Annotated in this window: 10 protein-coding genes and 1 pseudogene; 1 reads left to right on the top strand and 10 read right to left on the bottom strand. The window is 60.9% G+C overall.

Translation table 11 applies throughout. The annotated features are described in order from the left end of the window. Positions 1 to 154 precede the first annotated feature (154 nt). Positions 155 to 334, top strand: a complete 180-nt coding sequence (locus tag C7451_RS19735; RefSeq protein ID WP_146215302.1) for a hypothetical protein — start codon at positions 155 to 157, stop codon at positions 332 to 334. Positions 335 to 556: 222 nt separating this feature from the next. Here C7451_RS19735 and C7451_RS07110 read toward each other — a convergent pair whose 3' ends face one another. The 10 genes and pseudogenes from C7451_RS07110 to C7451_RS07070 form a co-directional block, all read right to left on the bottom strand. Then, the gene (locus C7451_RS07110) at positions 557 to 1912 is read right to left on the bottom strand and encodes an asparagine synthase-related protein (protein ID WP_244181692.1); all 1356 of its coding nucleotides are present in this window, start codon (positions 1910 to 1912) and stop codon (positions 557 to 559) included. A gap of 126 nt (positions 1913 to 2038) precedes the next feature. Beyond that, positions 2039 to 2329, bottom strand: a pseudogene (locus C7451_RS20485) (class II glutamine amidotransferase domain-containing protein); the annotation flags it as partial. A gap of 149 nt (positions 2330 to 2478) precedes the next feature. After that, the gene (locus tag C7451_RS07105) at positions 2479 to 3438 is read right to left on the bottom strand and encodes a phosphoenolpyruvate carboxykinase (ATP) (RefSeq protein ID WP_110298247.1); all 960 of its coding nucleotides are present in this window, start codon (positions 3436 to 3438) and stop codon (positions 2479 to 2481) included. Between the two features lie 108 nt (positions 3439 to 3546). Beyond that, entirely contained in the window at positions 3547 to 3825 is a 279-nt protein-coding gene (locus tag C7451_RS07100) for a PqqD family protein (protein ID WP_167398462.1), read from the bottom strand. A gap of 279 nt (positions 3826 to 4104) precedes the next feature. Next, entirely contained in the window at positions 4105 to 4386 is a 282-nt protein-coding gene (locus C7451_RS20470; protein ID WP_341866619.1) for a winged helix-turn-helix domain-containing protein, read from the bottom strand. Positions 4387 to 4724: 338 nt separating this feature from the next. Continuing rightward, a complete protein-coding gene (locus C7451_RS07090) occupies positions 4725 to 4964 on the bottom strand; it encodes a hypothetical protein (RefSeq protein ID WP_110298244.1) in 240 nt (79 codons plus the stop codon). Between the two features lie 99 nt (positions 4965 to 5063). Then, on the bottom strand, positions 5064 to 6212 hold the full coding sequence (locus C7451_RS07085) for a hybrid sensor histidine kinase/response regulator (protein ID WP_110298243.1): 1149 nt from the start codon (positions 6210 to 6212) through the stop codon (positions 5064 to 5066). Beyond that, positions 6209 to 6775: a chemotaxis protein CheB gene (locus tag C7451_RS07080; RefSeq protein WP_110298242.1), complete on the bottom strand. Its 567-nt coding sequence runs from the start codon at positions 6773 to 6775 to the stop codon at positions 6209 to 6211. The genes C7451_RS07085 and C7451_RS07080 overlap by 4 nt, the downstream gene beginning before the upstream one ends. Further along, positions 6772 to 7596 (bottom strand): CheR family methyltransferase, encoded by an 825-nt coding sequence (locus C7451_RS07075; RefSeq protein WP_110298241.1) that lies wholly within the window; start codon positions 7594 to 7596, stop codon positions 6772 to 6774. The genes C7451_RS07080 and C7451_RS07075 overlap by 4 nt, the downstream gene beginning before the upstream one ends. Beyond that, positions 7596 to 11015 carry a response regulator gene (locus tag C7451_RS07070; RefSeq protein ID WP_110298287.1) on the bottom strand — a complete coding sequence of 1140 codons (3420 nt, stop codon included), beginning with the start codon at positions 11013 to 11015 and terminating at the stop codon, positions 7596 to 7598. The genes C7451_RS07075 and C7451_RS07070 overlap by 1 nt, the downstream gene beginning before the upstream one ends. Between the last annotated feature and the right edge of the window lie 84 nt (positions 11016 to 11099).

The following is an 11099-nucleotide window of genomic DNA, read 5'->3' as shown; positions in this document are numbered from 1 at the left end:
GAGGAGGCTCAGCCGCTACAGATTACACCAAAGGCCGCCTGAAAATGCAGCCCGCTGGCCACAACCGAATTTACACCACGTTGACGGACACGACCATGATATGGGCTAGTTAGCGTCGCCAGGCTAGGAACAGTATGGATAGGGGAATGTGGTCATGACTATGAATGCGCCAGAAGTTGACGGCGGGGCGAACGATGTTGTCGCTCAGTCGGCGGAACAGGAAAACCATGCAGCTCGTCGTGCCTGGAGCAAGCCCACCCTGAACGAGGTCGACATCGCAAGTGTGACGATGGCCGGCGGCCCTGGTGTTTCGGACTCAGGCATTCTGTCCTGAATTCAACTTTGCGGGGGCTTGGCAAGCCTGCAGTCAGGCAGAGTCCCCGCATATTTGTCCACTGAAATGTCGTAACGGCCTGTTCCCCGGTGGCGTCAGGGCAGGCTCAGCGACATAGAGCCTGTCGAAATCCCCGCATATCTGCTGTTTGGTGAAATCGGGCCGGACCAGGCATTATTCAGCAGCGTCTCGTTGCGGTCTCTGACTTGACCCGATCGCCAATCAGGAATTGTCGCGCTGGACTTTGCGCAGGAAATGCGTCGCCGATAGGGTGCGCAGGAACTGGTATCGATACTTCAGGTCATCCGATGGCAATGCCTTGTCCGGGTCCGGCATCGAGCGACCGAGGCACTCGAGACCATCAAGATCAAATAGCGTATCGGCCTGCACGTTCGATCGAGCGCGCACAGCTTCATCGAGCAGGTCGTCCCGCGCAGTTGCCATTCGGCTGAGCCAATCGGCTGCCTGCAGTCCCTTCCTGCGCTCCTCCAGAATTGCGCTTGGCAATCGATCCTGAAACGCCCGGCGATACAGCCACTTCGGCTGGCCCTGACGCAGGAACAGCGAGTCCGGCAGAGCAAGACACAGATCGATCAGGCGTCGATCCGCTGTGGGATCACGATAATCGACCCCAAATCTGGCCAGCAGCCCCTTGTTGGACAAGGCTACAAGTTCCTGCTGCCAGAACAGTCCGAGAATGCGATGGCGTCGATCACGCGCGGTCTTCCCCGTCTCGTCGTATCGATCCTCGGACAGCTGATCGGTGCGAAGCAAAGAGAAATTGAGCGGATGACGCGTCTGCCGTCCAAACTGTCGCTGCAATGCCTCGAAACGCTCACGTCGCAAGAAAGGCCGCAGACTCCAGTTGGCCAGCCCCAATGGGGTCATCGCGCCGCTTCGCAGCACGGCGAACGCCTCGATCAGCCAGCGCAACAGCTTGCCGCGGCAAAGCAGTGCATTCAGCCGCTCCAAGCCGTGATCGCTGATCGTCATGTTGCCCCACAAGCCCGTGAGGACGACCGTTCCTCGGCCAAGTGCTCCCGCGCGGCGTGCAAGCTCCGTCATCCAAACCTCGTTGCAGAGGTTGAGAGACGGATATTCCTGATAATGGAACCTTGCATCGCGATCGTCGCCGATTGCCCGGCCAGGCGCATGATCGATGATGTGGTCAATGTTCGGGTACCGCTCTGCAACTTGCCGGGCGTGCGCACTCTCGTCGCCAAAACGGCTGGGACTTTCGAGAACCCGCGCATCCGGGTGGGGAGCATGGGTGATCGCCGTGAGCCGCTGATCCGTTTCAGCCAATTGCAATGCAGCGGAGGCTGTCACGGCGGTGCTATCCAGCCCGCCGCTCAATAGCGACGCATAGCCAGCTATGCCTCGCAACCGATCAGCAACGGCGCGGTCGAACAGGGTGCGAAACGCTTCGATCTGTGGCCGGGGATCGGCGCTGTCGGGCAATGGTGGAGGCGGGGCATACCAGTGCCTGATCGACCGCTCGCCTCCTGCCGCGAAGCAGACATGGGTGCCGGGCTCGACACGGTCTATGCCAGCGAAAAAACTCCCGGTGCCCTTCATCGGCACAAATCCCAGAAGATCGCGAATTGTGGTGATGTTCGCAGCGTAGGCGACATCGGGCAGGGCATGAAGACCCTTTGCCATGGACGCGAAGGCAAGCCCGTTGCTTGTGCGGGCATAGAAGAGCGGTCTGCCGCCGGGAAAGTCGCGGACCAGATGCAGATGCCGCTCTTCGGCATCCCAGACGGCAAAAGCGAAATCGCCGTAGAGCCGATCGATGCAGCCAGGGCCCCAGGCCCTCCACGCGGCAACGATCAGCGCCGACTCGGACATGTTCTGCAATCGCTCGGCAGGGATGGCCAGCTCTGCTGCCAGATCGGCGCGGTTGTCGATCCGCGCATCCGCCACGAGGTGGAAGCGACCCGATTCGTCCGCCAATGGCTGGCGATCGAAGCGATCTTCCGGCACCAGGCGCATGAGCTGGCAGGCAATGGCAACGGTGCCATCGTCGCTTTCCCATCTGGCAGCCCGGTCGCGGCCGTATATCGCAAGGGCCGATTGCATTGCCGCTACATCCTGGGAGGCGTCAGAATGACCCCTCTCAAGCCATAGCCCGCAGATGGCACTCATCGTGGCGTCCCCTGTTCGATTGCAACCAGGCGCTCGATTTCCTCGCAGATGTCAGTCAGGGCCTCGAAATTGTCCGGTCGATCGAGTGCCATGACCGGGACCCTGACGGCCACTTGCGTGCTCCACTCGAGCACGGCTGGCGCGTAACCGGCTGAATAAGCAACAGGGCGCTGATAGACATGGTTGCAGAGCATAGCCGCGCCCTGCTGCCTGTTGAGCGGTACATAGTGCGGCCGGTCGCGGCTCGGATCACAGCCGAGGGCCAGTACCAGCCTCAGAGGCAGGCTATCTCCCGGTATCGGGCTGCCCAGATCGACATAATATTTATCATATCCTGCGGCGATGCGCGCTTCTTCTGAAACGCCATCGCCAAGGCGGTACGCCGAATCCTGCCAGAGACGCATGACGTTCATGCCCGGAGGGACGCGGGTGGTCACTGGATCGACCAGCAATTGATCGTCTCCCACAAGCCGGTGTCCGCGCGCCACCAGGGCCCTGCCAAGCGTGGATTTGCCTGCTCCGCTGTGTCCGACGATGGCAATCAGTCTTCCAGCCACTTCAACCCCGCAGCCATGCAACGGCACCAGACCTCTCTGAAAAAGCAGCCAGCCCATGGCGGGCCCGAAAAGTGCCGCGTGCAATCCTGCCTGAGAAAGATGGGGGCTCGCCTCGACGGTTATGAGGCGACCCGATGAAATGGCAGCAGCAAACCCCAGTTCCGAAGTGAATCGCGCTTCCTTGTCGGCAAAAATGGAAAATTTGCCTGCGAGAGCTACCGGCGTCTCCTGGCGATTTTCCAGGGCAGCAAAACGGATTGTCACGTCGGCACGCGTTGCGGCCGATAAGGGAAGAAAAGGCAATGGGCGCTCGCAGCCAATTATCAGCCCGTAGAGAGAGTAGAAGAATTGGGGCAAAATTTCTCCGTGGATCAGCCGGAAGCGATCTCTGCCTAGCATTCATGATCGTTTGACTAAGTTTTCAATAAAATAGTGAATAATAGTATTTGATACAACGAAAGGCTGGGTAATATAAATAGTGCGAAAAAATTTTTTATAAATAGATTTTTATTTTGAAACTTCGACGAGGCCTTTGGCCTCCATTTGATTCAAGAATTCCAGAAGATCGGTTTTGATCTGACCCGGTTCTGATTCGAATCGTGTATTCATTACCGCGCACAAGTCAGCGAAACTGCGGGGTTGTCCCAACTCTCGGAAAATTTCAGAGCCGATGGAATCGAGGTGAAAATATTTTCCGCTCGCTACATCGAGCATGATGAAATCGCCGTCCATCTCTGAAAATATAAGGCCTGATCTGATGGATACGGTGCTCGATGTGTCAATCATAAATCTCATCTCAACTTGAAAGGGATGAATTCCAATTGTTCAACATGATTAAACAATCATTTGAGAATATAATTTGGATCGTCGCAGTGAGAACCGATAGATATTATAATCAAATGATGATCACTGAATGGAAAATGTTGCCGCAATTTAGATATCAGGAATCTCCATCTTCGCAAGATGGGTCGTGTGCCAAAGGACTGCGTAGGATTGTCGCTTGACGGCAGGACCGAGTCGACGTGAGGCAGTCACCGCTATCCATCCAGCGCGGCCAGCGTCCGGTCAACTCACGGCGATGCGATAGCCGATCCCGGGCTCGTTGATGATCAGCTTCGGGTGCGCAGGGTCGCGTTCCAGTTTTCGGCGCAAGGCCCGGACCGCGACGCGGAGATAGTCCAGATCCTGGCGATGCGCTGGTCCCCAGACATCGGTAGCATCGCGCGCAATGAGCACGAAGACCGCCCGCCCATGGGCTGCAAGCTCGGGCACGATCTCTAATCCGCCGGGGTCGGCAAGGCCCAGATCAAGTAGCGCAACCAGCGGCGAAGGCTCGGCAGCGGCCACGCCATGCGCTTCGGCAGCAGCGCATGCACGAACCCGAACACCACCGAGTTGAACGCCGGCTGTGCGATCGAAAAATGATGGTGGTGGCGACAGCGGCAACCACCGCAGTGGTGAGCAACAAGGTCAACCTCAGGGCGTCTTTCTGCTTGGCCAGAACAGGACGGTCTCTCGTTGCACGACAGGCACTGATCACGTTCCCCCCGCACGTTGCGTAGCGGGAATCCGCTGAGGCTCGGCATCCCGACGCCAGAAGAAAAGACAGCGGGGCTAGGCCGCTGCCTTTTCAAGGATGTGTCGGTGGAATCTTGCGCTGGCGTCAGGCCAGGGGAGCGCCTGGCTTACGCGGCCGTGCGTCCCGCAAGCGTGTTCCTCGCAGCTTCCTGCTTTTCATGGTGACGCTTCAGCAAGTAGCCGCCGGCACCAATGGCGATCAGGGAAGGAAGGCTGAGACGGGAAATGATGAACGGAATAGCCGAAGCGGCAATCGCGCCGGTCGTTGCACCTGCCGCGCTGTCGGCCCTGGGCGTCCTGCCGGCCAGCTTGGCGCCGATAACGGCTCCGATGATATTCTTGATCATTGCGGTTCTCCTTCGTTCCCCCTTCTACCGCACGGCGCGATTTTGGTTCCGCAGCAGGCATTTTGAGAAATGGACGAAGCCCGGCCTACGCGAGCAGGTTCAGTGCGATGTGTGCGCAAGCGGCAGGCAGATCTCGAACGTGCTGCCCTGGCCCGGTGCGCTGTGTTTCAGGGTGATCCGCCCACGGTGCAGCTCGACCAGCTGCTTGACCAGAGCCAGCCCGATGCCAAGGCCATCCCGGTTCATCCTGCCGTCGGCCGCGACCTGCGCAAAGATATCGAAGATGCGGCCCTGCTGCTCGGGGGCGATCCCGTGCCCGTTGTCGATAACCTCGATCAGCGCGGCCCCTTGCTCGACGCGCAGTGTGACCTGGATGGTGCCACCGTCGGGCGTGTAACGCGCAGCGTTGCTGACCAGATTGCCGATGATCTGCGTGACCCGGGCATCGTCGCCCTTCATCTGCACCGGGCTGGCGGGCATATCGAGATGCAGGCTGTGTCCGCCAGCCTCGATCGACGGCTGCACCGTCTCGATGGCAAAGCCGATCACGTCCTGCAGCACCAGATCGTCGAGCCGCAGAGAAATCTTGCCCTGCTCGATCCGGGATATGTCGAGCAAGTCCTCGACGAGACGGGTCATGTGGCTGAGACTGCGGTTCATGGCGCTGCGGATCTCTACCACCGCATCGGTACCTTCGCGGCGTTCCAGAAGCCGGAGCCCTGCAACCAGCGCCATGATGGGGTTGCGCAGTTCATGCGCAAGCACGGCGAGGAACCGGTTCTTCTGCGCGTCAGCCGCCTGCAGTTGAGCGCTCATTTCGGCCAGGCTGTCACGCTGCGCCGCGATCTGCTGCCGCTGCTGGTGGAGATCGAAGAATACGTTGGCCTTGGACCGCAGGATATCGGCCTCGATAGGCTTCTGGATGAAGTCGACTGCGCCCGCTTCATAGCCGCGAAAGCGCCGCGCCGTGTCGCCGGTCCCGGCGGTCACGAAGATGATCGGCACATGACTGGACCGGGCGCTGCCGCGCATCAGCTCTGCCAGCTCGAACCCGTCCATGCCCGGCATCTGCACGTCGAGCAGCGCCAGTGCATAGTCATGGACCAGCAACAGTTCGAGCGCCTCTTCGCCGCTGCGCGCGCTGTGACAGACCAGCCCATCGCGTTGCAGCAGCGCCTCCAGCGCGATCAGATTCTCCTCAAGATCATCGACCAGCAGGAATTTGATCGGTTCGTCCGCAGCCGTCATGAAATGGCCCAGCCTTGCAATTGGTGGATGATCTGCTCGAAACTCATGGGCCTGGCCGCAGGGCAGGCGGCCAGCGCGGCAGCGGGCATGGTGCCGACTTCTGCCGTATCGGGATCCTCGACCATGGCGATGCCGCCCGCATCCCCTATCGCTTTCAGCCCTCTGGCGCCATCATGATTGGCGCCGGTCAGGACCACGCCTGCCAGATTCGGGCCGAACGCATCCGCCGCCGTCTCGAACAGCACGTCGATGGCAGGACGGGAATGATTGACCGGCTCTTCCGACGAGAGCGCGACCGATCCGCCAGGTTCGACCATCAGGTGATAATCGGATGGCGCGAAATAGACCGTCCCACCCGCCAGCATTTCCTTGTCCTCGGCTTCCTTGACCCGCAGGGCACATTTTGCTGCGAACAACTGAACCAGAGCGTTCTCCTTGCGTGGCGGGATATGCGCCACCACCAGCACCGGTACGGCAAAATCGGCGGGCAGGGCGGGCAGGATACGCGAAAGCGCCTGCACACCGCCGGCTGATGCGCCGATGACGATCGCCCTGCCGGTCATCCCAGCGCCCTCTGGTAGATTTTCTCGCTGGGCACAAATTCCTCGAAGGCATCGGCATGCTGGGTGAAGCGCAGGCTCTCTTTCGAGCCAAGCCCCAGAAATCCACGCCGGGCGAGCGAATCGCGGAACAGTCCGACCGCCCGGTTCTGCAGGTCGCGGTTGAAATAGATCAGCACGTTGCGGCACGAGATGAGGTGCATTTCGCCGAAAACCGCGTCGGTCACGAGGCTATGGTCCGAAAACACCACCTGATTGCGCAGCGACTTGTCGAATACCGCGCGGCCATAATCGGCGGTGTAATAATCCGACAGCGAGGTCAGCCCCCCGGATTTCTGATGGTTCTCGGTGAACAGCCGGATCTGGTCGAGCGAATAGACACCCGTTTCCGCCGCCTTGAGCGCCTGGGGGTTTATGTCGGTGGCGTAGAACAGGGTCATGTGCGCCAGCCCTTCCTCGCGGAACAGGATGGAGAGCGAATACAGCTCTTCGCCATTGCTGCACCCGGCGACCCAGACCTTGAGCGAGGCATAGGTGCGCAGATGCGGGATCACCTTCTCGCGGAGCGCGCGGAAATAGGAAGGGTCGCGAAACATTTCGCTGACCTGGACGGTGAGGAAGTTCAGCAGTCGCGGCAGCATGGTGCGATCGTGCAGCACATCGGCCTGCAGCGCGGAGATACTGTCATAACCGAGCTGCTTGCGCGCATGGAGCAGCCGGCGCTTGAGCGAGGCTCGCGCATAATCGCGAAAGTCATAATGGTAGTGCTGATACACCGCCTCGAGCAGCAGCTCGATCTCGATGTCTTCGATGGCGTCGGTCATCAGCGCGGCATCCAGACCCGGATCAGCGACAGCAGCTTGTCGACGTCGATCGGCTTGGCCATGTAATCGTTGGCGCCGGCATCAAGGCAGCTCTGCTGGTCATCGGGCATCGCCTTGGCTGTCAGCATGATGATAGGCAGGCGGCTCCATTCGGAATTGCTGCGGATCGACCGTGCCGCCGTAAGCCCGTCCATGACCGGCATCATCACGTCCATCAACACCAGATCGATGGTCTTGCCTTCACCCTTGCTGGCGGCCTCCAGCGCATCGAGCGCATCCTGTCCGTTGCGTGCGATCTGGGTGATGACACCGCGCGGCTCGAGCACGCTGGTGAGCGAATAGACATTGCGGACATCATCTTCGACGATGAGGATGCGCCGTCCTTCGAGGGCGGCATCACGATGCCTCGCCTTCTCGATCATCTTGCGCTGCTCTGGCGGCAGTTCGGCAACCACCTGATGCAGGAACAGCGAAACCTCGTCGAGCAGGCGCTCCGGCGATTTTGCGCCCTTGATGATGATCGAGCTCGAATAGCGCCGAAGCCGCTGTTCCTGATCGGCGGTCAGGTCCCTGCCGGTATAGACGATGACCGGCGGAAACGCCTGATCGCCGTCGGCGCTCAGTTCCTCCAGCAGTGTGAAGCCCGAGGCATCGGGGAGCGAGAGGTCCAGAACCATGCAATCGAAAGACTCGGTGCGCAGCCGTTCGAGGCATTCGGCCGCAGTGCCGACGCCGACCGTCTCCACATCCTGCGATTTCAGCAACTGCCCGACCGCGTCGCGCTGCACGGCATCGTCCTCGACGATCAGCACCCGCCGCATGCGCGAGGCGAGCTTGGCCTGGAGCGTGCTCAGCGCGTCGGCCAGCTCGTCGCGTCGGGCCGGCTTGCCCAGAAAGCCGATTGCGCCCAGCGCCATGGCCGTCTGGCTCTGATCCGCGCCCGAGATCACATGGATAGGGATATGCCGGGTCTCGTCCTTGTGCTTGAGCTGGTCGAGCACCGTGAGGCCCGACTGGTCGGGCAGGCCGATATCAAGAACGATGGCATGGGGTCGATATTCGCAGGCGAGCGTGATCGCGTCCTGTGCCGTGCTCGCGACGATGCATTGGAAGCCCATCTCGCGCGAGAGATCGCAGACAATCTCAGCAAAGCTGGCGTCGTCCTCGATCACCAGCAGCAGCTGCTTGCCATCGGCCAGCGCATTGCGATCGTCTTCGGCGACACGCGGGGCGGCGGGCCGCCTGGTCATGCTGGCGGGCAGCGACGGTTGCGCCGGTGCCTCTTCGGCAACGGGTCTGGAGGGCTGGCGGGCAGGGACGATGGCCGGATCATAGTCGGTCGGGATGGTGAGCGTGAAGCGGCTGCCCTTGCCGACAGTGCTGTCCAGGCTGATCGTGCCACCCAGCAGTCGTGCCAGTTCGCGCGAGATCGAGAGGCCAAGGCCCGTTCCGCCATATCGGCGGCTGATGGTGCCATCGGCCTGCTGGAAGGCCTCGAAGATGCTGTCCTGCTGTTCCTGGGCAATCCCGATGCCGGTATCGGCGACCGTGATCGCCAGACGGTCTTCACCCTGCGGAGAAAGGCTGAGGCTGACGCTGACGCTCCCGCGCTCGGTGAACTTGAGTGCATTCGACATCAGGTTCTTGATGACCTGTTCGAGCCTCTGCCGATCGCTGGTGATGGTGGCCGGACATTCGGCCCCGATGGTGATGTCCAGCGCGAGGCCCCGTTCGTCGGCAATCGGCTGAAACATCTTCTGCAGGTCGCCAGCCAGACGCTGTGTCAGCACCGGCGCCGCCTGTATCTCGACATGTCCCGCCTCGATCTTCGAAAGGTCGAGAATGTCGTTGATCAGGACCAGCAGGTCGTTGCCGGCGGAATGGATGGTGCGCGCAAACTTGACCTGCTCTTCGGACAGTCTCTCGTCTGGATTGTCGGCGAGCAGCTTCGAGAGGATCAGCAGCGAGTTGAGCGGGGTGCGCAGCTCATGGCTCATGTTGGCGAGAAAATCGGACTTGTACTGGCTTGCCTGTTCAAGTTCGCGTGCCTTGAGCTCGAGCGCAGCCGATGCGCGTTCCAGATCGTCGCGCTGCGCTTCCAGTGCCTGGGCCTGTTCCTCGAGCTGACTGTTGGTCTGTTCCAGTTCGACCTGCTGCAGCTCCAGCCGGGCCTGGCTTTCCCTCAGTGCTGCGCCCTGTTCTTCCAGTTCCTCGTTGGAAACGCGAAGCTCCTCGCTCTGCGCCTGAAGCTCGCCCGCCTGGCGCTGCGTCTCTTCCAGCGCGTCCTGCAGCCGGGTGCGGAAGCGGGCAGACCTGAGCGCAATGCCGATCGCGCTGCCCGATTGCTCGAGCAGTTCGATGACCAGATCGTCGACCGGCTCGAAAAAGCCGAGCTCGATGATGCCGTTTACCATATTGTCGGCCTTGGCCGGCGCGATTACCAGATGGCGGGGGGCATCGCTGCCCAGCGCCGAACCGATCGTCAGATATCCCTGCGGCACATCATTGAGCACCATCAGCTGACCATCGACCGCAGCCTTGCCCAGCAGGCCCTCGTTCAACCCGAAGGACAAAGGCACATCGGCAGCCTGCGGTACGCCCAGCGTGCTGGCGCGGTTGAAGCTTCCGCCTTCGCCCTTGAACAGCACACCTGCGCGACTGCCGGTCCGTTCGGCAAAAAAGGCGAGAATCGCATCGGCGAGATCCGCGACCGACTTGTCGCCCATCATGGCGGTGGACAGCTCGACCTGCGCCTGTTGCAGCCATTGCTGCCGCTCACGCTGACGCATGCCGCGGATCATCAGCAGGAAGATGACGATGGTGAGCGCAATGCCACTGAGGCTGGTCACGGCAGCGCTGACCACTGCAGTGTTCGAGGCCGCAGCCATTTCTGCGATATGGACCTGGCGCTTGCGCAATTCTTCGCGCGCCATGCTGGCGATCTGGGCCCTGATCGCGTCCATGGCCATCTTGCCGCGATCTGAATCGAGCGCGGCCAGTGCCTGCTGAAAGCCGACATTGCGGCGCAGCTGGATCGTTCGGTCGAGCTCGCGCAGCTTCTGGTCGACATTGCGCGCCAAGAGCTCGAGATTGTCCGACTGGACGTCATCGCCCTGCATCGTGCTCTGGAGCCCCGCCAGCTTGGCGCGAGCGATCGCCGTCCCTTCGATATAGGGCTCCAGATAGGCGTCCCGCCCCGTAAGCAGATATCCGCGCTGTCCGGTCTCTGCGTCCAGCGCTGCGCCAAGCAGGTCATCGAGCGCATTGAGCACCAGATGCGTGTTGCGGATTGCCTTGTCGCTGGCGCGCATGTTGGCGATATTGAGATAGGCGATCCCCGCGCTGAGCAGGAAAAAGCCGATCCCGGCAACCAACCCGGCAATGGCCCATCTGTTCGCCAATCCGCCAGAGCGAGGCATGGTGCGGTTCTTCATGGTTTTGACAGGTCTCGCTGAGGGACGGTATCGGCGGTCTAGCCCATTGCAGCCGCCTTGTGCAAATGC

This window comes from Blastomonas natatoria (assembly GCF_003201955.1).
GTDB classification, from domain to species: Bacteria; Pseudomonadota; Alphaproteobacteria; order Sphingomonadales; family Sphingomonadaceae; genus Blastomonas; species Blastomonas natatoria.
This window is presented reverse-complemented; position numbering and strand designations above follow the sequence as displayed.

Coding starts and splice junctions, on each gene's coding strand:
- C7451_RS07085 (WP_110298243.1), bottom strand. CDS start 6,212: ATGACGGCTGCGGACGAACCGATCAAATTCCTGCTGGTCGATGATCTT.
- C7451_RS19735 (WP_146215302.1), top strand. CDS start 155: ATGACTATGAATGCGCCAGAAGTTGACGGCGGGGCGAACGATGTTGTC.
- C7451_RS07080 (WP_110298242.1), bottom strand. CDS start 6,775: ATGACCGGCAGGGCGATCGTCATCGGCGCATCAGCCGGCGGTGTGCAG.
- C7451_RS07105 (WP_110298247.1), bottom strand. CDS start 3,438: ATGCTAGGCAGAGATCGCTTCCGGCTGATCCACGGAGAAATTTTGCCC.
- C7451_RS07075 (WP_110298241.1), bottom strand. CDS start 7,596: ATGACCGACGCCATCGAAGACATCGAGATCGAGCTGCTGCTCGAGGCG.
- C7451_RS07090 (WP_110298244.1), bottom strand. CDS start 4,964: ATGATCAAGAATATCATCGGAGCCGTTATCGGCGCCAAGCTGGCCGGC.
- C7451_RS07070 (WP_110298287.1), bottom strand. CDS start 11,015: ATGCCTCGCTCTGGCGGATTGGCGAACAGATGGGCCATTGCCGGGTTG.
- C7451_RS07100 (WP_167398462.1), bottom strand. CDS start 3,825: ATGATTGACACATCGAGCACCGTATCCATCAGATCAGGCCTTATATTT.
- C7451_RS07110 (WP_244181692.1), bottom strand. CDS start 1,912: ATGAAGGGCACCGGGAGTTTTTTCGCTGGCATAGACCGTGTCGAGCCC.